This window comes from Marinimicrobium sp. LS-A18, assembly GCF_000463525.1.
GTDB lineage: Bacteria > Pseudomonadota > Gammaproteobacteria > Pseudomonadales > Cellvibrionaceae > Marinimicrobium > Marinimicrobium koreense.
Genome location: NZ_AWEP01000006.1, coordinates 548,023 through 573,485, shown reverse-complemented (window position 1 = coordinate 573,485; position 25,463 = coordinate 548,023). Strand labels below are relative to the sequence as shown.

Sequence of the window (25,463 nt, the reverse complement as noted above, 5' to 3'; positions counted from 1 at the left end):
ACGTCATTCAGGAATCTGTCGGTTTACGCTGCGCTAACCCGACCTACAGGATCGCTGGACTTCCGAGCTGGTCGTCGGGTTACGCTTCGCTAACCCGACCTACGGGATCGCTTGGTGCCGGACCTTCAGGTAGGTCGGGTTAGCGCAGCGTAACCCGACGATCTTCATCCGCCATCTCCTGCGCTTTCAAACTCAACTCGGCAGCCTTGAACACATGCACCTGACTCATGGCAGTCTCCGTCCGGTGCAGACAATCCAGAACCAGCTGACCAAAATACGGGAAACTCGACTGCCCCAGACAGTCAATCTCCCGCTCACCCCGAGCATTGGTCAAAAACACCTTTGATGCCGGCGCCTGTCTTGCCACGTCATTGTATTTACGACACTCAATATTCCCTTCGGTACCGAGAATAAAGGTGCGGCCATCACCCCAGGTCGCCTGTCCATCGCTGGTAAACCAATCAACCCGGGTATAGAAGGACGCACCGTTATCTCCCGTCATGGACATCTCACCGAAATCTTCCAGCTCGGGTTTGTCTGCATTGTTCAGATTACAGGCCCGCGCAAAATTGATGCTTGCCTCTGTGACACCGGCGTAGGTCAAAAACTGCTCCACCTGGTGTGAACCGATATCGGTCAGAATGCCGCCATACTGATTCTTATCAAAAAACCAGTCGGGGCGGGTCGCCTTGGACAATCGATGGGGTGCGAGATTGATGACCTGAAGTACCCGACCAATCGCCCCTTCGGCAATCAGTTCTCCCGCCGCCCAGGCCGCTTCATTGTGTAACCGCTCCGCGTAGTACACCGCATACTTGCGCCCGGTGTGCGCCACCACCTGTTTGACCCGATCGAGCTGCTCCAGGGTGGTGAACGGCGCCTTGTCGGTAAAGTAATCCTTTCCTGCCTGCATTACCTGAACGCCAATGTCCGCCCGTATATTGGGGATCGCTGCGGATGCCACCAATAACGTTTTGTCATCGGCCAGTATCTGATCAAAGCTGTCAGCCACCTTGGCCTGGGGATACTTTTCGCAGAAAGCAGCCAGCTTTTTGGGATCCGGATTGTACACATAGCGAAGTGTCCCGCCGGCCTGCAACAGGCCATTGGTCTGCCCATAAATATGGCCGTGATCCAGCCAGGCCACCGAAAAGCAGAATTCCCCAGGTGCAACGACTTTTTCCGATTTACCCAGAGGCGCGTAGTTCGCGCCGTCTTTTATATTGACCGAAGTAGAATCATTCATCTTCTAAACCATTTGTACCCAGGTTGAATAGACCACGCTGGCCATGACAGTCACGATACATAGCACCATTGCCAGATTGAACAGTATCCGGTTTAATCCGGTCGGCATGGCACTGCCCAGATAGCGGCGGTTGTTGTGCAGAATCGCCCAGCCAATATACGCGACAGGCAGTAATAACCCACAGATGGCCGACGTGGGCAACACCACGTAAGGGCCCATGGTTGACCAGACAAATACGCCCAATACCGCCGGGGTAGGTGACAGCAAAGCCAGCTTATACTTCAAGCTCCCTTCCGGCCAATTGAACATGGCCGCCGCCGCAGATCCGCAACATAACATGTGCATAACCAGGGATCCGACCGCCATCCCCAGAATACCAAAGGCAAAGATCAGGCGACTGGTGACTTCATCCAGGCCCGCCGACATGAACATCTTTCCCGCAATGGCAGGGCTCAGTTTCCCCTGAATATCCATATCAGAATTGAAAAACGCCCCTGCCGCCGCAATCGAGATCAAACTGGTGACCAGAACGTAAGGCAACACCAGACCGAAGCCGATATCGTACCGGGAGAGCTCGACATGCGCTGGCGTCCACTTTTTATACAAAAGCGTATAACCATAGATAAAGGTCATATTAATACCCACCGCGCTTCCCAACGCCGCCATCATTACAGTGACACCTTCCGAATCCTGAGGCAGTGAAGTGGGAATATAACCGGCGGCCACAGCGCCCCAGTCCACTTTGCCCTGCAGACTGGCACTGATGACCACCCAAGCAAAAGCAATGATGATTGAACCACTTAATAGCTTTATGCCGGTTTCGAAGACTTTGATTGCATTGGTTTTGCCCGGCTGAGCACCACTGGAATCACCGGCTTGTTCGCCATATTTCCATGCTGTGAAGGCACAGCCTGCCCACACCAGGGTAGCCAGAACCAAGAGGTAGATATCACGCCCGATCGTGTTTTCTTCATCCACGGACCAACCCGTGGACACCACCACTACCTCTTCCAGCATACCGGCACTGAGCGGGTAGTGGGCGAACCCCCAGATGATGCTGGACGCAAAGGCCGCGATTGCCCAGAGCCATGCCAAGGGCGCGTTGACATACCGCTTCATTGCTTCAAAAGGTTTGATCTGGGTATGCAGCGTCTGGTGCGAGAGCGCAAACAACATGACGCAACCAATGATCATCGATACCGGCTGAACCCATAGAAACTCGTACCCAAACAAAGCGCCGATGGTAAGGGAGGTCACCGCACTCCCGCCCCCGAGCGTCATGGCACCCTGTAGCCACCCAGGGCCGCTCAATATCAGATAGGTTGGAACCCGGGCGTACCAGGGCCTACCGGAGATTCGTTTTAAGGTCGCTAACTCATTGGTTACTGAGTCATTCATAACAGATCCTGGGGTTTTATTGTATTTATCGGGACGACATAAGACACTCAGGGCTTTGTCAACGATACGATGCCGACATATCGACCCTGGCCTTCCTGTCTGACTTCCGGCGCAATGAGGATGTGGCGATTTTACCGTCCAACGCGCCCTGATACGCCTTTCTATCAAGCGGTAAGGGTATTGGCCGGTTCTGCCAGGTCGACAGCAACATGGCATTGGCCATATCCAGTGATGCCAGACCCTGTTCCGCCGGGGTTATCAGTTCCGTGCCGTGCCGGATGGCATCCACAAAGTTGGTCATGATCAGCGCATGCTGATTCACTTTGCCGCCCATGCTGACGACTTCAGCGTGGCTCTCAGGCATACCGAACATATCGTCGGTCTGCCGGCTGAATTCCGATGTACTCTGCTGATTGCGGACCAGGGTAAGCTGCCCCGAATCAAAATGTAAGCTGCCCCTATCGCCAATAACGTCGAAACGATTGACCCCCGGTGCCTCGCCGGTGGAGCCGACAAACAAGCCCGTGGCGCCATTGGGGTAGCGTAGATACGCCGTCACTTCATCTTCTACTTCGATCTGATGATACTTGCCAAACTCACAGAATCCATGAATCTCATTGGGAAGACCACAGATCCACTGAAATACATCCAGATTGTGAATGCATTGATTGAGCAGTACACCACCGCCCTCGCCCTTCCAGGTGGCGCGCCAGTCACTGACCTCAAAGTAGATCTCAGGCCTGAACCAGTTGGTCATGGTCCAGTGCGTTCTTCGGATCGGCCCCAGAATACCGCTTTCCACTATCTCCTTCATTTTGCTGAAGGTAGGGTCGGTCCGCTGATTCAGCATCAGCGCGAACACGGTGTTTTCGTCGGCGTACTGGAGAAGCGTTTCGCCTTCAAACGAAGACAGACCGATCGGCTTCTCGAGCATCACATGAAGCTTCCGTTCCAAGGCGTACTTGGCCATGGGGAAATGCTGCATGGTGGGCGAGGCAATGATCAATGCATCCACCAGTCCCGAATCACAAAGCGCTCGGTAGTCAGAGAAGTGCTGAACCCCAAGCTCATCGGATAATTCAGAGCCACTGCGTGAACAGATGGCCCCGATTTCACAACCCTGCACCTCTCCATCGACGATATTCTGAATGTGTTGCCGGGCAATATTGCCCAGGCCCACAACGCCCACACGAACCGCGGGCAGGTCACTCTCTACGGAACCGTCAGAAGGCTCCCGGTTAGCTGTCTGCATGATTATCGACCCAACTCACTGGCAGTATACGGTTGACTCTGTGTAGCTGTGTGCTTACGCACTTCGCGAACGTCATCGGCACTGATGGCACCCGCGGCATTCCCCCAACTATTGCGAATATAGGTTGCTATATCCGCATTATCCTGGTCGCTAAAGCTGGCATTACCGGCCAATCCCGGCATAACCAGAGGGAACTCATACTCAACATCATTGACTTTTATCGGACCGCGCAAACCGTGCAGCAGCACTTTAATCAGCACTTCGGGCTCTCCACCAACCCAATCGCTATTGGCCAGCGGTGGCGCCATACCGCCCTGACCTTTCCCGTGCTGGCCATGGCAACCGGCACAGGCCGCCCGGCCCTCATACATTTCTTTTCCGCGAAGATACTGGTTCTGCTCCTGCGTCACGAGGTATCTGAAGTTGCTTTCGACGATCTGTTGATTGCCCACCAGCGCCAACAGGCCGCTCAGCTTTTCATTGAGCTCATCACCCAGGTAGGACTTCAGCTCCTCCTCTCGACCGGCGATCCCACTCACCACGGCTTCATTGATCAATGGCTGGTCGCCATATTCATTCAACACCGACGCCAATAACGCCATCGTGCTGTCGATTTTCAGCTGTCCAGCACTCAATGCCAGTTGCAGCGCAGTCTCGTAGTCGCTGGTCGATAACTTGACAAGGTCCGCCGCAAACTCTTGCTGCTCACCTTCTGAAAGGCGTGTCAGTAACTCAATGGCTGAAACCTTTACCTTGGTGTGCGGCGAGTTCAGTCCGGCTCGAATGCTTTCCGGGTTGACAGCGTTCAGCCCCTCCAAGGTCCAAAGCGCGTTGATCTGAGCACGGTGGTCGTCGGTTGTTTGCGCAAGGCGAGTAACTTCACCCACGACACTCGGGTCATTGCGCTGGACAATCAGACGTCTGGCGGTATCCCGATACCAACCATTCCCATGGGCCAAATAGGACACCAGCTGGGAACTGGTTTTATCGAGCAGTTGAGGTTTTTCCGTCAGCTCATTCTCTGACCAGCGCAACCGGTATACCCTGCCCATATTGTTGTTATTCTTGTCCAGGTCACGAGCTTCAGACTGCTCCCGTAGATAGGTGGTCAGGAACTCTTTGTGCTGGATTACGCCATGATACATATCCACAATGTATAGCGATCCATCAGGTGCGGTATAGAGATTGACCGGCCGGAAACGCTCGTCAGTAGACGCCAGAATCTCACTTTCCGGGTAGAGCGCCTCACCACTCAGCTCGCCCTGCCCCTCGATGATACGCCTGGCTGAAATCAGGTTGGCAGCCGGCTCCGGGGTGAAACCCACACCATAATACGTCTCGGGGAACTGGTTTCCGCGATAGACCACACTGCCGCTGGAGGCAGTAAAGTTGAACAGCTTGCCCTTGTCGGGCCCTTCGGAAACCAGCGTCTCCGGCAAATAGGCTCGATTCACACCGGGATTGATGCGAGCGGGGTAAACCCGATTGCCTCCAATGCTATGAGCTTTTATCTCCTGCACCAGTTCGGGGTTTCGATTCAGCGAGTTGGGACGTAGAAACTCTCCTTGAATAGGCACACTATTCCAGTTATGAAACAGCCGACCGTAATCGTCCATGCTGATACCCCACTGGCCCCGGGATTCCGTTTTGGAGAGCGCCATTTTCCAGTACTGGTTACGATAGATCTCTTCAGATCCTTCGGGCAATTGCTCATCCAGGGGAAGGACTTTGTAGCGACGATCACTTTTGGCGTTGTAGTACCAGTTATCCAGGGCGTAGAGCATCCCGTTGGGCTTATGCTCGACACTACCGCCCCGGGCGTAATCCGGATCAACCACCTCGCGAATGCCAAGCTTATCCCCCGCTTTGACTTCAGCGAAGTACAGCTGGGTCTGGTCGGAGTACAGAATGCCACCTTTTACCAGCGCTATGGTGCGGGGCAGAACAATATCGTCGAGGAATACCGTGCGCTGATCCACCGCTCCGTCGCCATTGGTATCGTCCAGGATGGCAATGCTCCCTGTCGGAACGTTCTCATTATTGCCGTCGAGGTCGGGCATATAAGTGGTCATTTCGGCCACCCACATACGCCCATCGCCATCAAAACTCAAAGCCACCGGATTGAACACATAGGGCTCGGCCGCGACATTGTCCAACACAAAGCCGGGCTGTACCTGCATGGAATCCAGAGCCTCCGGGACCGTCAGAACCGGCGCGGGCGGTATATCTTCGGCGGCTATCGGCGGCGTCATGTCGTGGCCTTCACGATCGCCCAGGTTTATGGTCGTCGATTCGGTTTGCGAGGTATCGACGCTCGGAGGAGAATCATCCTCTGACAGAGTGTATGAACAACCTATTATCGACAGGCAGAACAAGGTATGAGCCAATACGATTACACTGTTTATCTTGAAATTATTGTCAGCCCGCACGATTTACTCCAATTCGGTAATAGTGACATTCCGAAAGCGTACGATATTGTTGGTACGGCCACTTTCCTTCAATAACTGACTCCCATGGTGCTGCAGGCCGATAAAGCCCTCGCTGTCCTTACTGTCTCGAACATGGGTGGTCAGCACGCCATTGACGTATATCTTGATGTCACTCCCCCGGCACTCGACTCGGTACTTGTTCCATTCAAGATGGCGATAGGCATTGGCCATTTCATCGGCCCAACCGGACAGATAGTTTTCTTCGAAGTGGTCATCGGGCTCCGAGCGGGTCGGGTGGACCGGGTGCAGCCACTGGCGACGGGCCTGATCATAGAGCCCGCCACTCCACTTACGATCACTCGGATCAACTTCGGCTTGGTAGCCCATAGCTTCCTGACCGTCGTCGGTTGTTTTAACCTGCCCCCTGAAGATGATTCCCGAGTTACTGTATTCGTCGACGTCGGGCATGAGTACCTCAGCCGTCAGAATAAAATCCCGGTACCGTTTTTTTGTGGTCAGAAACCAGTTGTCCGTCGAGCGTAGCATCAGCTCACCATTTTCCACCTGTGCGCTGCCATAATCGTAAATATTCTCGAAATGACTCAAGGAGGGGTCAATAAGATGGGTAGATTCAACTTGCGGATGGGTAGAACAGCCACTGATTGACATCAATGACAGAAAGAAAAGTATCAGTTTTCTCATTGGTCAGCGATCCATATTGAGGGGTAGCCAGAGGTATCGAGCACATCGGGTTCAGGAACCCATCTTCGGTAAGGCCACCTTATCGCTTTACCGATGGGCTTGCAACAAAAAAAGGCGAGCATCATGCCCGCCTTAAAGTAGTAGTGAGAGTCAGTCCATTTACTACAAGGTCGTGGGAGTAGGAGATCGCCTACATACGGAAGCGCAGTCCCAAGAAGAACTTGCGACCACTGTATTCAATGCGATTGAATGCATCTTCCGCCACGCGATACTCAACGTAGGCATCGTTCGCCAGGTTGAGCGCCTGCAGCTTGATCTGCAGGTTCGCGTTCAGGTTGTACGCCAGGGACAGATCGAGTGAGTCATGTCCCTGCACGTAACGGTTGGTTTGCCCAAAGTCGCTACCAAACGGCTTCAGGTACTCTGAGCGATATTTATACGACAGACGGGCACTGGCGCCATACTTCTCCCAGTAGCCTTCCACGTTATAGCTCTCATCAGAGAATCCGGGCAGATTGGCCGGAGCAATGTCAATATCGTCGGTAATCTCGGAACCATTTTCGGGGTACTCGAAATCGGTATCCGCGAAGTTGACGCCAGCCGAGAAACCCAGGCCATCGAATGGCTCAGGCAGGCTGCTAAAGCCGTGCTGGACCGTCAGCTCGATACCGTTGATGGTCGACTCTTCACCAGTATTTTCAATAATACCGTTGACCTCCATTTCAGCGGGCTGACCGTTGATGACAAAGGTTTCATAGACATCGTCGGCCGTATCCAGCCCGGCGTTGAAGCGTTTATGGTAAAGCGCGGCTGAGATCGCGGTATCTTCGCTCGGGTACCAACCCAACGAAATATCGAAGTTTTCCGACTCGATGGATTCCATATTGGGATTACCAAAGGCAGTAACCGAGCCTTCTTCAACCGCCTCTTCAATGCTGGCGTACTCTTCTTCACCACCACCGAGGTTCAGGTCGCGGCCCGCACCGAGCCACCACATGTCCGGACGGGATACCGCCTTGTACAGTGCGGTGCGCAGCTCCAGGTCTTCGCGCAACAGGAAGTTGACGTTCACACTGGGCAGCACATTGGTGTAGCTGTTGGTGTAGGTTTCCTGAGTCAGCGTGTCGGTGTCTTCGGTAATCAGGAAGCTGAGCGGGTCTTCGTCCGTGCCAGCGCCGGTTGTTTCGACGATGAAGCTTTGACGATAGCCCTCAGAGGTCACATCGGTTTCCACCACACGAACACCGAAGTTACCGGTAACCGGCACGCCGCCCCACTCGGACTCAAAGTTGGCCATGACGAAGGCGGAGGTAACATCCTCACTCAGCACCACGTCACCCGAGCTCGGTGCTTCCGGTGTCAGAGACCAGTCTTCATTGCCCACCATGCGATCAAAAGCACAGAGGGTGTCGTAGGTGGCCCAGGTGTCATAGGTTACTGAGGTGTCTTCGCCGTAGCCGCTTTGCGGGAAGTCGGTTCCGCAGTTCGCACCGACATCTTCAACATCGGCGTAGGTATTCTCTTCCTGCTGAACCGCCCAGGTATCTTCATTGTAGTTGTTGTGGTCGTGCTCGGAGACGCGAACCCCCGCATCAATCGAAGTAATGAATCCCTGGTCGAAGGAGTACTCACCCTCGAAGCGGAACGCATTGATGGTATCTTCGATCAGGAATTCACGATAACGAGCCCGACGACCATCGCTCGAACCACCATCGTAAAAGCTGTAGTCATCAAACGACGAACGCTCAACCTGGGTATTTGCAGGATCATCAAGGTCGCTGTACACGCGATTGATCAGGGGCCAGTCGTCACCGTTGGCCTCCCAGTCGAAGAAGTAACGGTCTGAGCGGAATCGGGTCTGCCAGGTTTCCTGATAGCGGGTGGTATCCGACACCGAAAGGTCTGTTCTCAGCAGAAGCCGGTCGGTAGCATTCCACTCGATGTTGAGACCGCCACCGGAGTACTGCTCATCCCGTTCACGATACTCACCGTAGGTGCTGAACCGAGAGTAGCCGGTATAAGAGGTCAGAGCGTGAGCGTCATTGGTTTCCCAGTTGGTGATGTTGTTACGGCCATCATCAATGTACAGATCGTGGCGATCTTCGTAATAGAAGCGGTCCGACTCCTGAACGTCCAGGGTAATGTCCCAGTCATCGTTGGGCTGCCACTGAACCGTCCCCATAAACGCGTTGCGCTCTTCTTCGGATTCCATCTGACGGAAGTACTGCAGGTTAGGCACAAAATAATAAGGGCCATCTGCGGCGGCACCATCACCCGCTGCGGCGTTGTCGTCGCTCCAGGAACAAGGATTCCAACCACCTGAGCCACCCTGATCGGCCACATAATCGGAGTTACAGTTACGCAGGGTTGAGCTGGTGTTGTAGCTCTCTTCGGGAGTAGACGATTCATGCCCTGCATACCCCAACGCCACGCCAATCGTTCCGATCTCGGTATCAAACACATCGGTGAACGACAGTGAACCACGGTAACCAATGCCATCATCACCGTTCAGCTTTGCATCGTACTCGTTGTAGTTGGCTTTCACCTCCCCCTGAATACGACGTTTACCAAAGTCGATGGGACGCAGGCTGCGCAGATCAATCACACCGGCAACACCGCCTTCGAGCAGACTCGCCTGCTGGGCTTTGTACACCACGGCACCATTGACCAATTCGGACGGGAACTGAGAGAAGGCGACCGAGCGGTTACCGCTACCGGAGCTGACTTCACGACCGTTATAGGTGGATGCCCCCAGGAAGGGGCCAAGGCCGCGCACTGAAATTTCACTGGAGTTGCCCTTGAAGCGATCGCCGGTCACACCAGTGATGCGCTCCAGAGTTTCCGCCACTGACAGATCCGGCAGCGCCCCCATTTCACTGGCGGACAGAGCGTCCACAATGGTAGTTGCATCACGCTTGATTTCTACCGAGTTGCGCAGCGTATCGCGGATGGCGCCGGTCACCAGAATCTCTTCAAGTGCACCTGCACCCTGTTCCTGGTTGTCCTGAGCCATCACTTGCCCGGCAGACAAACCGGCGGACGCCAGCGCGATAGCCAGGGCGCTACGACGAAAGAATTGATGGCGGGCACGGGTTGAGCGGCCCTGTGTCAGACAGTTGGAAGTCATAGGTTGTGTCCTCCCCTCTAAGGGTTCTTATTAGCCGAAGGGTCATTTGACCCACGGGACAACGAATCTTATTGTAAAACGGTCAGGCCAATTTTAAGGTTGTTCACACGCGTCCTCTCGGGTGTTCACGCGGAAAATCCCAAGGCAATGCCGGTACCGTTGAACCGAGTATGCATCAACATGGTATGATGGTAAAGCTGTAAGGCCAATTTTTTTCAAGCTTTTGCCCCGATGTAGGGCAAGAACGCCGGACAGACACAATGATAATGAATATTTATGAGGATGATTGTATGCAACTATATCGTAAAGAGAGGATGAGGGGACACTCAACCCGGGGGCGTACCGCAATATTTGTTGCTCTTTTTACCTGGGCTGGAGTCGCGGGAGCCGTGCCGCCCTTGCTCAGCGACCAGGACGCCTTCATACCCGATTTTTCCTACGCCGGCTATGAATACGGCGAACAGGCGCCCGCACTGGAAAAGGCCCGTCACATTGACGCTACCGATTATGGGGTCGTACCCGACGATCAACGGGACGATAGCCGGGCGCTTCAGAAAGCCTTTCGCGCCGCTCACGCCGTCGACGGGCCGGTGGTCCTGCGACTGCCGGCCGGGAGATTGATCCTCAGCGACATTCTCTATATTGAGCGAAGCGATATGGTATTGCGCGGTGCAGGACAGGGCGCCACGGAAATTTACTTTCCCCGCCCCCTGATGTATCTGCCCGACCCTCCAGCATTGCAGGAGCTGCGCGAATACCTGGTAGAGCAGAACAAACAGCAGCGGGAGAAAGCCAATAATATCGACCTGCCCTTCTCTCAGTATTCCTGGGCCGGCGGATTTATCTGGACCCGGGTTCCCGGAGAGCGGGTTAAGGCCTACCTGGACGATTACAGCCAACCTTTCACCACGCTGGCCACCGCCACAGCCGGGCGTCGAGGCGAACACTGGATTGAGGTTGAAGACGGGCACACGCTGTCGGTGGGCGACGTGGTCAATATCCACTGGCACAACCGCGACGGCGAACAGGGCCCATTGCTGGACGCCATTTACCAGACCGACCAGGTGACCATTGGCTCCCACCACTGGACCCAGCCTGACCAGCCACTGGTTCGCCAACCGACCCGTATTGAGGCGGTCGATGCCAGCCGGGTTCGAATCAAGGACACCCTGCTGCACGATATCAGTGCCAGCGGCGGCCACACCCGAATCGTCCAGTGGCCCCACCTGAGCCGGGTCGGCATCGAGCACCTGAGCCTGACGTTTCCCACCGCACCCACCATTGCCCACCATGTGGAGCCCGGCTACAACGCGATTTTCCTGACCCGCCTGTTTAACGGCTGGGTGAAAGACGTCCAGATTCACAATGCCGACAGCGGCATTCTGACCGAGGAAGTCGCCAACCTGAGCCTGGAAAACATCACCACCACTGGCGACAACCTGGCCCACTACAGCGTATCCATGGGCGACACCCACAACGTTCTGGTCAAAAACCTCAAGGTCCACAACCGGGTTCGTCACCCGCTCAGCTTCAATACCTTTGCCACCCGTAGCGTCTACACCCAAAGCCAGGTGTATACCGCTCCGGTGCTGGACCAGCATTCCGGCGCCAACCACCAGAACCTGTTCGACGACCTGGAAGTTCTGGTGCAACTGGACCCAGACCACATTGACGACGCGCAATACCCTCTGTTCAAAGGCGGCGGTGCCAGCTACTGGAAACCGACCCACGGCGCCTATAACACCTTCTGGAATATTCGCGTGCAGGTTGATGGCGGAATGGACGACTCGCGACCCCTGCGGTTACACGGTGTCTCCGATGGCCCCCAGGCACGCCTGATCGGTATTCATGGCAACCGGCCACTGACCATCGACTATGGCCCGGATGCCCTGATCGACGCCCTGAACACTCCTCTGCGCTCGGCACCCTCTCTGTATGAATATCAGAAACGGGAGCGACTGGGGGAGCCGTAGACATTTTCAGGCAGCCGGTTTAGACTGCCAAAATTGGTATTACCACATTACCAAAATTCATTACCACTACCGCCCCTCAGGGGCGGAACAATAACACGAGGGTTACCATGAGTTATCGACGCTGGCCTCTGGCCGCCGCCCTACTGCTATCAGCCACCGCCTGTACCCATCAGAGCACCCCCGAATCCGCCGGGCTGTCCGATGCCTTCGAGCCCGAGGCCATCCGCACCGCAGCCAACCGGGTCGCCGACTGGCAACTGGCCCAGTATGACCTGAAGACCAAAAACTTCCGGGAAGAAGAGCGCGCCAGCGAGCTACCCCAGGGCTGGGTCAACGCCACACTGAACATTGGTTTGATGCGCTGGGCGGAGCAGTCCGGGCAGACCGAGTACCGCACAGCCGTCAAAAATCTCAGTGAGGTCAATCAGTGGCAGTTGGGCCCCCGAGTTTACGATGCCGACGATCACGCCATGGGACAGGTCTACATTGATCTTTACCGGCAGCACGACGAAGCCCGGATGATTAAGCACACACAAGAGGTTCTGGACCAGGTGGTCAGCAACCCCAGCGACGTGGATCTTGCCTTTATCGACGATGAGCGTGACCGACTCGTCGTGGGCGATCGGGTATTCAACGACCAGGAGTGCCGCAAGCGCTGGTGTTGGGCCGATGCGATTTTCATGGCGCCGCCGGTGTTCTTTGATCTGAGCCGACTGACCGGTGACCCCCGCTACGCGGAATTTGCCCATGAAGAGTTCTGGGCCACCACCGAGTACCTCTATAACGAAGACGAACACCTCTATCTGCGTGACAGTCGTTACTTTGAGCGCCGCGATGATGAGGGCCGACTGATCTACTGGGGTCGGGGCAACGGCTGGACCCTGGCCGGCATTGCCCGAATCCTCGACCAGATGCCCGAGGACTTTGAGGAGCGTGAAGGTTACGAACGCATCTACCGGGAGATGGCCGCCCGTCTGGTAAAACTGCAACACGCCGACGGCAACTGGCGCTCCTCGTTGCTGGCCCGGGACGAAGCCCCCGCACCGGAATCCAGTGGTACCGGCCTGCTGGTTTTTGCCCTGGCCTGGGGCCTGAACAACGGCCTGCTGGAAGGTGAGCAGTACCGCCAGAGTGTCGAGCTCGGCTGGGGCGCCCTGGTGAACGCGGTGCAGCCCTCAGGCAAACTGGGCTGGGTTCAGCAGGTCGGCTTCGCCCCGGGCAGCGCCACAGCAGAGGACACCCAGCTCTACGGTGTCGGAGCCCTGTTGCTGGCGGCGTCTGAAGTTTACCCCATGAGCCGGCGCTAGCGAGTTGCCCATGTTGAGCCAACTCTCCCGCATCCGCTCAGTTACGAGCTCACTGCTGGTGGCCGGTGCCCTGCTGGCCACCGGCTGCACCCAACTGCCGACCGGTTCGGCAGGCGGTATCACCACGCAGGTCGCTTCGGTGGAGCACTCCCGCATCGAGCGCAAGGCAGACGCCTACCTGCAGGCCGCCCCTCGGACCGTTACCGCCACCCGGAGCGAGCGAAGCGCCGGTGGGCGCCACGACTTTTACTCCGAAGGCGACTACTGGTGGCCCAATCCGGAGGATCCGGACGGCCCTTATATTCGCCGCGACGGTCTGACCAACCCGGACAACTTCATCGCCCATCGAGAGGCGCTGATGCGCTTCAGCGACATTACCGCCAGCCTTACTTCGGCCTACCTTCTGAGCGGTGACGATCGCTACGCCGAGGCCGCAATCGATCACCTCCGGGCCTGGTTTGTCGACCCGGACACCCATATGGCGCCGCACCTGCTGTATGCCCAGGCCATCAAGGGCCGCAACACCGGGCGCAGTATCGGCGTGATCGATACCATTCACCTCACTCAGGTCGCCCGCAGCGCCCAACATCTGATCGCCCGGGGGCAACTGACCGGAGAAGAGCAACGGGCCATCGAACACTGGTTCTCCCGCTACCTGACGTGGCTGGTGGAGCACCCGTTTGGTATCAAGGAGCGCCAGCACCCCAACAACCACGGCGTTACCTGGGCCATGCAGGCGGCGGCCTTCGCCGACCTGCTCGGGGATGAAGCCACCCTTGCCAGCATCCGCAACGACTTTCGCGATAACTTTGTCGGCAACATGATGGCCGAGAACGGCAGCTTTCCCGCCGAACTGGAACGCACCAAAGCCTACGGCTACTCCCTGTTCGTGCTCGATGCCATGGCGATGGTCGCGGAGATTGCGTCTACTCCCGAGCAGGACCTCTGGCACTACCGGGCGGACAACGGACGGGGCATGAAACGGGCCATTGAATTTATGGCTCCCTACATCCGGAACAAGCGCCAATGGCCCCTGGAGCCGGACGTGCTTTACTGGGACGAATGGCCGGTTCGGCATCCATCCCTGGCCCTCGCCGCCCGCGCTTTCGAGGAACCGGATTACCTGACGCTCTGGTCGCCGTTTGAGCCGGACCCACAAGAGTACGAGGTACGCCGAAACCTGCCGGTCCGCCATCCGCTACTCTGGCTACTCGAACCCGGCGAGCCACTTTTTCCATAAACACAACATGAGAACTATCGAGAGGTACACCGTGAGACATCATCAACCGCGACAAGCCGGCGCCTGGCGTCGCCACACATCAGGCCTTTTTGCCGGACTGCTGCTGGCGATGGGCCATGCCCAGGCCACCTCCATTCCGGCCGAGCCGGATACGATCAACCTCAATGCCGACTGGGACTATCTTGAGGCGCTCACCGAAACGGTTGAGCGCGCCGAACAGGCCGACGACTGGTCGACCGTCAGTCTACCGCACACCTGGAACTCCAAGGACCCCGTCGACGCCCTCCCCGGCTACCGGCGCAGCGCCAGTTGGTACCGCAAAACACTGACCCCCAGCGCCTCCGAGGACGCCCTGAACTACGTGCTCTACTTTGAGGGCGCCAACATGGTCACCGACGTCTACGTCAATGGGGAGCATGCCGGCCAGCATGTGGGCGGCTACATTGGTTTTGAGATCGACATTACCGAGCAGCTGGTACCCGGCCAGGACAACACCCTGATGGTGCGGGTCAGCAACGCCTATGACCCCAACATCATTCCCTCGGAAAAATCCGACTTTGTGGTGCACGGCGGGCTGAGCCGCGATCTGTGGCTCAAGGTGCTGCCGGATGTTCATTTATCCCGGGTACAGATCGACACGCCCAAGGTCAGCGAAGAGCAGGGGCAGACGGATATCACGGTCTTTGGTCGCAACACTGCCGAAGACACTCGTGACTATCAACTCAGCGCACGCCTGATTGATCCGGATGGTCACACGGTGGCGGAAATCAACCGGCCCCTGAGCCTGGCACCGGGTGAATTTTCGGAAAGTCTGCCGACGGAAACCCTGCCCCGCCCGGCACTCTGGTCACCGGATACCCCCAACCTGTATCAGATGGAAGTCAGCCTGGTTCAGGGTGATGACACTACCCACCAACTGACCGAACGCTACGGCTATCGCTGGTTCGAATTTGAAGAGCACGGGGCCTTTTACCTCAATGGTGAACGGCTGCTGCTGCGCGGCACCCACCGTCATGAAGAACACGCCGGGCTGGGCAACGCCCTGCCCAACGAGCAGCACCGGGAAGACATGCGCATGATCAAGGCCCTGGGCGCAAACTTTGTGCGCCTCGGCCACTACCCCCAGGACCCGGAAGTTTACCGCGCGGCGGATGAACTGGGCCTGATCATCTGGGACGAACTACCCTGGACCCGCGGTGGTATGGGCGGCGAAGAATGGCAGGCAAACACCGAACGGCTACTCCGTCAGCAGATTACCCAAAACCGCAATCACCCCAGTATTGTGTTCTGGTCCCTGGGCAATGAGATCTACTGGGAGGCGGACTTCCCTGGTGGCGGTGACCCGGAAAAGCTGAACCCCTACCTGCAGCATCTGAATGACATCGCCCATGAAATGGACGACTCCCGGCTGACCGCCATCCGCAAGTACTACGAAGGCTCCCACATCGTCGATGTGTTCTCGCCATCCATCTGGGCCGGCTGGTACGGCGGTTCTTATTCTCAGTACGAAGAAGCACTACGCAACGCCATGAAAGAATACCCGCGTATGTTGCACATGGAATACGGCGGCTCCAGTCACGTCGGCCGACACACGCCCACTCCAATCACCAAAGACGGCATGCCCGGTGCCCAGGTGGACGTCGAAGAGGCCGTCAACCAGGCGGTGGTGCGCAGCGTGGCCAAGGACTCCGACTGGAACGAAAGCTACATTGTGGACCTGTTCGACTGGCACCTGCAGGTTTCCGAGAACCTGCCCAACTACGCCGGTGGCGCCCAGTGGGCTTTCAAGGACTTCGCTACGCCCCTGCGTCCCGAAAACCCGATCCCTTACATGAACCAGAAGGGAATGGTCGACCGCCAGGGCCGCAAAAAAGACGCCTACTATGTCTACGCCAGTTACTGGAAAGACGAGCCCTTCTGCTACATCGAGTCACACACCTGGACGCACCGCGGTGGTGCGGAAGATGAGCCGCTGGACATCACCGTCTTCTGCAACACCGATAGCGCCCAACTGTTTGTGAACGGCAAGCGACTGGACAAAAAGCAGCGTGATCCCAACCAGTTCCCGGCCGGTGGCCTGGTGTGGGAAACCCGACTGAGCGAGGGTGAGAACCAGCTGCGGGTGGTGGGCGAACGCGATGGCCGCACCGTTGCCGAGGACCAGATGACCGTGACCTATATTGTCGATCCGCTCAACAAGCTGGAGAAAGTCCGGATGAGCGCCACCCGCCAGGACGACGGCCTGCTTCTGATCGAAGCCGAAGCGGTGGACAAGAACGGCGACCGCTGCATCACCTGCGATGAACGGGTGTACTTCAGCAACGTGGGCGAGGCCGGCGAACTGCTGGAGAACTACGGCACCCCGGACAAGAGCAGCGAAATTGAAATGGCCAATGGCTACGCCTCGATCCTGTACCGCCCGGATCCAGACCGCTCTTCGATCATTGAATTGCGCAGTCAGGACGTCAAGGGCGCTTACGTTTATGTGGATCACACCGGCGAAATTGATCCTTAAACGCCTATCGAGGGGCGCCCCGAGCGCCCCTTACATTGGTTTTACCGCCTGACCATAGTACACTGCTGGCTCAATGAAAAACGCGCCCGACACGGAGCTCGGAGAGCGTGATTCGCCGGCCGGCGCCCTACTTGCCGGTCTGCACCATGAGGACATTGCCATGCAGTTCGAAGCCATCAAACCCGATCGCCTTTACATCAAAGTTGCCAACCAACTGTCGCAACTGATTGCCGAGGGCAAGATCAAACCCGGTCAGAAATTTCCCGCCGAACGGGATCTGGCCGAACGTCTCGGTGTCAGCCGCCCCACGATCCGCGAAGCCATGATCGCCCTGGAGTTACAGGGGGTGATCGAAATCCGCACGGGTTCCGGCATTTACGTCACCAAGAAGAAACCCCGGCTTGAGGTGAAAGACAAGGGTATAGGCCCGTTCGAGATTCTTGAGACCCGGATGCTTCTGGAGACTGAAGCCTGCGCACTGGCGGCGGAGCGCATCACGGATCAGCAGATCGCCCAGCTCTGGGAGGCCTACCGGGAAATGGAAGAGGAGGAGAAGCAGGAAAACGCCTCCGAAACCGCCGACTGGAAATTTCACAACATCATCGCCAGTGCCTGTCAGAATAGCGCCATCTACGCGGTGGTTGATTGGCTATGGGAGCTGCGTAACCAGTCAGAGTTGCACACCTCCTTCTCGGCGCGCATTCGGGACGAGGGGATTCACCCCATCCTGGAGGACCACCGGGCCATTATCGAAGCCCTGGAAAAACGGGATCCCGAAGCGGCCCGAGCCGCCATGCAGAAACACCTGGAAAATGCCACCGAAGCGGCGGCAACGCACTTCAGCAACGCTGGCTGACAACGTTCGGTTGTCCTATCAAAAAAAGGCGGCCATTAGAGGCCGCCTTTTTTTGATCCCGATTAACGAGCGCCGATCATCACGAGGCGCGACGCCGGACCACTTCCAGTGCGTGAATCACCCCGCGCAGCTCCGCCAGGCCTTTCATTCGGCCCGCGTAGGAGTAACCCGGGTTCACCCCTTGCTGACCAATTTCATCCGCCATCAGGTGGCCATGATCCGGGCGCATGGGAATATCCATCTGAGGCAAGCCTTGCGCCTTGCGACGGGCTTCTTCCACCAGCAGCTGGTCGATCAGGCCGACCATATCGTTGTCCCCATCCAGATGATCCGCTTCGTAGAAGGAACCGTCATCTTCGCGCTTAACGTTACGCAGATGCACAAAGTAGATGCGCGAGCCAAACTCTTCCGCCATTTTCACCAGGTCATTATCGCAGCGCGCCCCGTAGGAGCCGGCACACAAGGTCAGGCCATTGGCCTCGCTGGGGACCGCTTCGAGCAACGCCCGGGCATCGTCCGCCGTGGACACGACCCTGGGTAGGCCGAACAACGAAAAGGGTGGATCGTCCGGGTGAATACACAGGCGCACACCGGCCGCTTCAGCGACCGGCACCACTTCGTTCAGAAAGGCGAACAGGTTGGCGCGCATGCCTTCATTGCCCAACTCGATGAATTCCTCAATGGCGGCCATGATGCCGGCCCGATCATAGGAACCATCGCCACCGGGCAGCCCGGCAATGATGTTTTTCTCCAGGAGCAGCTTCTCTTCCTCGCTCATCGCGGCAACCCGCTGTTCAGCGCGTGCCAGCACCTCCGGGTCATAATCATCGGCGGCGTTTTTGCGCTGCAGGATATGCACGTCGTAAGCGGCAAAGTCACTCATCTCAAAGCGCAGCGCCTGACTTTCGTTGGGCAGAACATAACTCAGATTGGTCCGGGTCCAGTCCACCACCGGCATGAAGTTGTAGCAGACGGTGGTAATGCCCGCCTCACCCAGATTGCGCAATGAGGTTTTGTAGTGCTCGATGTGCTTCTGCCACTGCCCGGTCCGGGTTTTGATGTCGTTGTGCACCGGCACACTCTCCACCACCGACCAGGTCATACCCTGTTCCTCGATCAACGCCTTGCGCTCCAGAATTTCCTTCAGGGGCCAGGCATCTCCGGTAGGAATATGATGCAGCGAGGTTACTACCCCCGTCGCGCCGGCCTGTCGAATGTGGGTGAGACTGACCGGGTCATTCGGACCAAACCATCGCCATGTTTCTTGCATTCTATCCTCTCAATCATTCATCTTTCCGCGGTGACCGTTGCGGAAATTGGTAAATCTGCCTGACCAATTTAACCGTTTTTCCAGACGGTTTCAACTCGCAATCGTTCTCAGTGCGAGCCGGGTAGCGGCGTTAAAAGGCAATGGCAGCCCTGACGGGCTGCCGTTCATGAAGGCCTCAGAAGCCGGAGACGGCGTCCAGATAGAGGCTCTTGTCGGTAATGGCCGCCGAATTGCCACCGAACTTGAACTCCACCCGCTCGGGAATCAGCGCCGGTGTGGCCACCGCGAAGGTGCCCTGCTCCACGCCATCAATCCACAAGGTGAACTCGTTGCTGGTATCAACGGACTCCCAGGTCAGGGTCACCTCCGTCCAGGTATCAAACTCGTAGGTGGTGACATCTTCCTGGCTGCTGCCCTCCCGCCGGCGCAGCGTGCCATCGGGCTTGAACAGAATGTCCATGGACCGGTTGGCTGAGTTGTAGGTTTCGGCGTAGACCGTAATGAGGGAGTCCACCCCGACATCCGCCGGGATGTAAACCGAAGCGGTCAGTGAACCACTGGCCGCAGCCCCCCATTCCCGACGCATGCGCACCTGGCCATCCACGGGGTGGGAGAATTTCACCGACAGATCCCCCTCGGTGGCCTGCTCATCACTGACCTGGATGTCGCCTTCCACTTCAAAACCCAGGGGCGCCTGGCCCACCACGTCGGTTTCAAAACCGAACTCGGGAGCATCAACGGGCTCTTCCGGGATCTCATCGCCGCCGTCCTCACCGCCAGACAGGGTATCGGCGATGGAAATGGCATCCACATAGAGGCTCTGCTCGGTGATCGCCCCACTGTTCTGGCCAAACTTGAACTCGACCCGCTCTGGTGTCAGGCCGGGGGTTGCCACCGGGAAGGTACCGACTTCGGTGCCATCGATCAGCAGAGTGAATTCGTTGCTGGTGGACAGTTCGCTCCACTGGATTTCGATGTCGGTCCAGGCGCCGGGGGTATAGGCCTGAATATCCTCCTGGCTGCTGCCTTCGCGGCGACGCAGGGTGCCATCAGGCTTGAAGATCAGGTCAATGGCGCGGTTTTCGGAGTTGTAGCTGAGCGCATACAGGGTGATCAGGGTATCCACTCCGACTTCTTCCGGGATTCGTACCGATGCCTTGAGCGAACCGGTCGCGGTCGCGCCGAATGCCTGGCGCATTCTCACCTGACCGTCGACCGGGTGCGAGAACTTCACCGACTGGCTGCCTTCACTCGCCTGTTCGTCAGAGACGACAATGTCGCCCTCCACTTCAAAACCGGCCGGCGCTTCGCCCAGCGCATCCGCTTCAAATCCGAAGTCCGGCGCATCGCCTTCATCGGGCAGTTGCGGTGTGGGGTTCAACTCTGACGGGCAGGTGTTGGTCCCCTCGGCAATGCAGAAATCGTTGAACCAGACGGTTTCGTCGCGCAGCGAGTCAATATTGTTCAGGCTGCGATAAATGCCCCACTTGGGTCGATTGATATCCGCCCCGGCGCGCCACATATCGATATTGTTGTGGCTCCAGACCAGCAACGGTTCGCCATCACTCAGCCGGGTCAAACGGACTTCCAGACGACCATTGTCCTCGTTGTGGGTGCGCACATAGGCTTCCACCCACTGACCTTCAAACTCGGCCAACTCGGCACTGGCCATCTCGTCGGCACCGCTGTCACCGTTCGGCGCATGCAGCAGCTGCAACTTGTCCGGGCTATCCGCACGGGGGGTGAAGGTCACAATCGGCATACCGTCATCATCGCCACCGGCGGCCTTGATCTGGAATATGTGAGTGAACGATGAAGAGGGCTGAAAGCCGTCATCCAGTTTGAACTTCCACCGGTAGGTGTGGGTTTCACCTTCGGTCGCCACCCGATCGGCTGGAGACGCCCCATAGGTTTTCACTTCGATACGCTGGCGGTCGGTGATGGTTTCAATACAGCGATCCCCGTCCACATCACGCAGAATGTGGAAGGCGAACACATGGGTCTCCAGCTCATCATCCATCACTTCGGTGATACGCCGACCAAAGCTGTCTTCATTGGGATCGCAGACCGGCGACTCAACGGCTTCGCCGCCAAAGGCGTCATTGAACAGCTCGTAGGTATCCCCCGGACCATCGGCCGAAGCCACCACCCGGTTATTGACCGACGCATCCAGGGTACTCTGGAAGTGCACCTGCGCCTCGCTGGCACTGACCAGCTCGGTCTGACTGGAACCGGAGCCGCTGATCAGGTTGGTCACCGCAGAAGACTCGGCAAACGCTTCGGCGCTCTGATCGAAATCGACAGCGGTAGCCGCGCCGTGAGCCTGCTCATCAATCTGGATGCCATTGTCCGGGTCGGCGTCGACATCCAGGGTCAACAGCAGGCGAACCATGTTGATCACTGCCTCGGCGTTGACCTCAGCGCTGCCGGTCAGGTCCAGCGGAGTAATGGTGGCCTTTGCAGGGACTTCGGGAAAACTCAGGTCGCCAATGGAAAAAGTGATCATCTCACCGGCCAGATACTGGAAAGCACCCGCCTCCGAAGTGGCACCGCTCTGGCTCTGGGTCTCGTAGTGAACATTCGCCACCGGGCTGTCAAGAAATACGCCCATAAGCACGTTGCTATCGACGCTGGCACCACCATCACTGGATGACGACGCACTGCTGGCGCTCGATTCGCTACTGGAAGAACTCTCGTCTGCGCCGCTTCCCGGCGTCGGGGTATCGTGGCCAATGCTGCCACCACAGGCTATGAGCAGGCTTGAAAGGCAAGCCAGGGTTGATTGCTTGATGAGGGTCATAGTGATCACCTTCTGGTTATTCTCCGCAATATGCGTGGATTTTTAGGCGAGATCACTATGGCGCACAAACAGCCTTGCTGTCAAGTGGCCATACCAATTTGAGCCGACTTTGCCCCCTTTCTCGGAATTGTCGGGTTACGCTCCGCTAACCCGACCTACGGGGTCTGCGCAATCTCCGAGTAGGTCGGGTTAGCGGAGCGTAACCCGACAGAGGCCCCGGGCTAAGCGGTCAGCGGCCAGCCCAAAATCAGCACCACAATGGTCGAAATACCAATCACGACATTCATCGGCGCCCCGACCTTCAGGAAGTCGGTGAAGCGGTACCCCCCCGGGCCGTAGACCATCAGGTTGGTCTGGTACCCCAACGGCGTGGCAAAGCTGGCGGAGGCGGCAATCATCAGGGCGAAAATATAGGGCTCCGGGTTCAGGCTCGCTTTTTCGGTGATCTCGAGCACCACTGGGAGCATGATGATGGCCGCCGCATTGTTGGTAATGCACTCGGTGAGAATGGAGACCGATATATAGACCATCAGCAGAATCAGCCAGGGGTGACCACCACTGAGGCTGACCAGCGTCTCTCCAAGCAGGCGGGCCACGCCGGTTTTGTCCAGCGCCACCCCCAGCGCAAAGGACGCGGCAATGGTCAGTAATACGGTGATGTCCAGGCTTTTCTGGGCCTGGGGGGCGGAGCAGCAGCCGGTAATCAGCATGGCGGCAGCGCCCAGCAGGCCCGCGTGCAGAATCGGCAGCAGGCCGGTGGCGGACACCAGCACCACGGCGAGCAGAATGCCCCAGGCCAGGTACGCCCGCTGATGGCGCGGCGCCTCGGTCTGCAGGTCATTGATCAGCAGGAAGTCCTTGTTGTACTGCTGGCGACTGACAAAAGCTGGCCGCGCTTCCAGCAGCAGGGTGTCACCGGGCTTGAGCTTGATGGTGCCCAGGTTGCCCGGTACTCGTTCACCGTTGCGGGCCACGGCGAGCACTACCGCCCCGTATCGCTCCCGGAACTGGGAATCCCGGATGGTCTGGTTGATGCAGTTACTGTGGGGGGAAATCACCGCTTCCACCAGACGCCGTTCGCTGTGCTCTCTTCCCAACGTCGGTTCACCATTGGTGGAGGCCACAATCCCCTTGATCCGCAACAGGTCGGAAATCGCTTCGGTATTACCCGCGAAAATCAGCCGGTCGCCCGCCTGCAAAGGCTCTTCCGAGCCTACCGCTGGCACGATGGCTCCGGCGCGCTCGATTTCCACCAGGTAAATCCGCTTCAGGTTACGCAGGCCCGCCTGGACGACGGTCTTGCCCACCAGGGGCCCATCGGCGGCCACGGCCACCTCCAGAGTGAACTCCCGCAGGTTCCCGAAAATTTCCTTTTCCCGCCGATCCGGCAACCAGCGGGGGAAGAACACGATAATAAAAACCAGGCCGATGATCGCCACCGGCAACGCCACGGCGGTAATCGAGAACAGCGAGAACCCGGCCTCCCCGGTCATGGACTGGTACTGACCGTTGACCACCAGGTTGGTACTGGTGCCCACCAGCGTCAGAGTGCCGCCCAGAATGGCGGAGTAACTCAGGGGAATCATCAGCTTCGAGACGGGGACATCAATGCGCTTGGCCCAGGCCCGCAGGGCCGGAATCATGGTGGCGACCACCGGGGTATTGTTCAGAAAGCCGCTGAACAGCGCGACCGGGAAGGCGACCCGCATCTGGGCGCGCCGGACGCTCTTCGGCTCACCGAGCAGATAATGCACGATCAGCTCGATGCCTCCCGAAGCGTGAATACCGGTGGCAACCACAAACATGGCGGCCACGGTGATCAGGCCGCTATTACTGAAACCGGAAAAGGCTTCGGACGGTGTCAGCACACCCGAGACCAGCAGGATCACCATCACGCCAGTCATGACCAGATGCGGGCCAATGCGCGTGAAGATGAGAGTGCCCAGTGCCCCCAGGGTCAGCGAAAGGGACAACAAGCCTTGCCATTCCATACAGTCTCGTCCAGATTAGGGTGATAATGCCCGCGAGCATAACCAAAGCGGGTTCTAAGAGAAAATAGTTATTGGCTCTAGGGTTATAACACTGGAGCATATACGCATCCAGGTTTGCCGACCCTTCGTACTGGCTGGACAACCACCCACACAAGGAAACTTTCATGGCCTCTCTTCGCAGTGCATTGCGCACGGCCGCTCTCCACGGGCTGGTGCTATTGAGCGCCTTGATTACCCTGCCCGGCACGGCCGCCGAATTGGATATCGAGCTGACCAACCCGCCGGCTGACGGCCCCCTCTACGTCCTGTTGTTTGAGGATGCCGACACCTTCGGCAGCCTGCGCACCGCTCAGTACCGGGAGCGCTTTGACGCCGGACAACCGATTCGGCTGTCCGTCCCGGAAGGCGACTACGCCGTTCTGCTGTTTGTGGATGAGAACGGCAATGGCGAGTTGGATCGCAATTTTATCGGCATTCCCCGGGAGCCCATTGCCCTGTCCAACAACTATCGCCCCAAGGGGCCGCCCAACTTCAATCGGGCCCGGCTGACCCTGAGCGACGACGCGCCCACGCAACAGACCCTCTCCCTGAGCCAGATACTGGGCGATACGGGCCAGTGGGGCGTCGGCATCGGCGCAGTCGGGCAGACCTCGCCCTACCGGGGCAGCACCAAACAGCCCGGCACGGTGATCCCCGCTATCGTCTATATCGGAGAGAAACTGCAGTGGACGGGACCGCGTATCCGCTACACCTTGGCGGGCAGCACGGACTGGCGACTGGCGCTTCAGGGGGATTTACGCCTGGGCGCCTACGAGGAGCAGGACAGCCCCTTCCTCGCCGGTCTGGGTGATCGGGACACCACCCTGATGCTGGGGTTGGCCTGGACCCGGGAGCTCCCCGCCGGCATCGATTTTACTGTCAGCGCCAGTCAGGACCTGTTCGACCGCTCCGGCGGGCAGCAGGCGGAACTGTCGCTCAGTCGCGGTTTTCAGTGGGGGAATTGGCGACTGTCACCGTTTTTAGGGTTGAATTGGCTGAGCGCCGATTTGGCGGACTACGAGTTTGGCGTGCCGACAGAGGCGGCCACCGCCGAGCGGCCCGCCTATCAACCGTCTTCAGCCGTCAACCCGGAGGCCGGGGTGACGTTCTTTTACGAAATCACCCAGGGGTGGCAATTGGTGGGTAATATCGGCGTGGAGCAACTCGGCAACGAGTTGACCGACAGCCCGATTGTGGATGAGGAGCGGTTGGTGAAAGGGTTTGTGTCGTTGACCTATACGTTTTAGGTGTTGGAAAGCATGGGGGAACGGCGGATGCGGCCTGCGGCCTCCGATACGTCGGACCGATCCGCCCTACC

Annotated in this window: 15 protein-coding genes; 6 read left to right on the top strand and 9 right to left on the bottom strand. The window is 57.8% G+C overall.

Translation table 11 applies throughout. The features are described from left to right. Positions 1 to 139: 139 nt before the first annotated feature. From N645_RS0113765 to N645_RS0113740, 6 genes are all read right to left on the bottom strand, one after another. Positions 140 to 1,246, bottom strand: a complete 1,107-nt coding sequence (locus N645_RS0113765) for a Gfo/Idh/MocA family protein (protein ID WP_024462095.1) — start codon at positions 1,244 to 1,246, stop codon at positions 140 to 142. Positions 1,247 to 1,249: 3 nt separating this feature from the next. After that, entirely contained in the window at positions 1,250 to 2,644 is a 1,395-nt protein-coding gene (locus tag N645_RS0113760) for a divalent metal cation transporter (RefSeq protein WP_024462094.1), read from the bottom strand. A gap of 58 nt (positions 2,645 to 2,702) precedes the next feature. Next, positions 2,703 to 3,896 carry a Gfo/Idh/MocA family protein gene (locus N645_RS0113755; RefSeq protein WP_024462093.1) on the bottom strand — a complete coding sequence of 398 codons (1,194 nt, stop codon included), beginning with the start codon at positions 3,894 to 3,896 and terminating at the stop codon, positions 2,703 to 2,705. Positions 3,897 to 3,898: 2 nt separating this feature from the next. Continuing rightward, positions 3,899 to 6,148, bottom strand: a complete 2,250-nt coding sequence (locus N645_RS0113750; RefSeq protein WP_152521718.1) for a PVC-type heme-binding CxxCH protein — start codon at positions 6,146 to 6,148, stop codon at positions 3,899 to 3,901. 180 nt (positions 6,149 to 6,328) lie between these two features. After that, positions 6,329 to 7,027 carry a DUF1080 domain-containing protein gene (locus N645_RS0113745; RefSeq protein ID WP_024462091.1) on the bottom strand — a complete coding sequence of 233 codons (699 nt, stop codon included), beginning with the start codon at positions 7,025 to 7,027 and terminating at the stop codon, positions 6,329 to 6,331. A 190-nt stretch (positions 7,028 to 7,217) separates the two neighbouring features. Continuing rightward, the gene (locus N645_RS0113740) at positions 7,218 to 10,154 is read right to left on the bottom strand and encodes a TonB-dependent receptor (RefSeq protein WP_024462090.1); all 2,937 of its coding nucleotides are present in this window, start codon (positions 10,152 to 10,154) and stop codon (positions 7,218 to 7,220) included. Between the two features lie 398 nt (positions 10,155 to 10,552). On the opposite strand from N645_RS0113740, the gene N645_RS0113735 reads away from it, so the two are divergent. From N645_RS0113735 to N645_RS0113715, 5 genes are all read left to right on the top strand, one after another. Then, a complete protein-coding gene (locus tag N645_RS0113735; RefSeq protein WP_238559258.1) occupies positions 10,553 to 12,127 on the top strand; it encodes a glycoside hydrolase family 55 protein in 1,575 nt (524 codons plus the stop codon). 107 nt (positions 12,128 to 12,234) lie between these two features. Beyond that, positions 12,235 to 13,434 carry a glycoside hydrolase family 105 protein gene (locus N645_RS0113730; protein ID WP_024462088.1) on the top strand — a complete coding sequence of 400 codons (1,200 nt, stop codon included), beginning with the start codon at positions 12,235 to 12,237 and terminating at the stop codon, positions 13,432 to 13,434. Between the two features lie 10 nt (positions 13,435 to 13,444). Next, positions 13,445 to 14,674 (top strand): alginate lyase family protein, encoded by a 1,230-nt coding sequence (locus N645_RS0113725; RefSeq protein ID WP_024462087.1) that lies wholly within the window; start codon positions 13,445 to 13,447, stop codon positions 14,672 to 14,674. A gap of 31 nt (positions 14,675 to 14,705) precedes the next feature. Next, positions 14,706 to 17,189 carry a glycoside hydrolase family 2 TIM barrel-domain containing protein gene (locus tag N645_RS0113720; RefSeq protein ID WP_051174467.1) on the top strand — a complete coding sequence of 828 codons (2,484 nt, stop codon included), beginning with the start codon at positions 14,706 to 14,708 and terminating at the stop codon, positions 17,187 to 17,189. A gap of 73 nt (positions 17,190 to 17,262) precedes the next feature. Then, on the top strand, positions 17,263 to 18,045 hold the full coding sequence (locus tag N645_RS0113715; RefSeq protein WP_238559257.1) for a FadR/GntR family transcriptional regulator: 783 nt from the start codon (positions 17,263 to 17,265) through the stop codon (positions 18,043 to 18,045). Between the two features lie 79 nt (positions 18,046 to 18,124). Here N645_RS0113715 and uxuA read toward each other — a convergent pair whose 3' ends face one another. From uxuA to N645_RS0113700, 3 genes are all read right to left on the bottom strand, one after another. Then, a complete protein-coding gene (gene uxuA / locus N645_RS0113710) occupies positions 18,125 to 19,315 on the bottom strand; it encodes a mannonate dehydratase (RefSeq protein ID WP_024462084.1) in 1,191 nt (396 codons plus the stop codon). 175 nt (positions 19,316 to 19,490) lie between these two features. After that, a complete protein-coding gene (locus tag N645_RS17580) occupies positions 19,491 to 22,115 on the bottom strand; it encodes a heparin lyase I family protein (RefSeq protein ID WP_081666154.1) in 2,625 nt (874 codons plus the stop codon). A gap of 221 nt (positions 22,116 to 22,336) precedes the next feature. Then, on the bottom strand, positions 22,337 to 24,106 hold the full coding sequence (locus N645_RS0113700; RefSeq protein WP_024462082.1) for an SLC13 family permease: 1,770 nt from the start codon (positions 24,104 to 24,106) through the stop codon (positions 22,337 to 22,339). A 164-nt stretch (positions 24,107 to 24,270) separates the two neighbouring features. Between N645_RS0113700 and N645_RS0113695 the strand changes: the two genes are divergently transcribed. Next, positions 24,271 to 25,392 (top strand): MipA/OmpV family protein, encoded by a 1,122-nt coding sequence (locus N645_RS0113695; RefSeq protein ID WP_024462081.1) that lies wholly within the window; start codon positions 24,271 to 24,273, stop codon positions 25,390 to 25,392. Positions 25,393 to 25,463 lie beyond the last annotated feature (71 nt).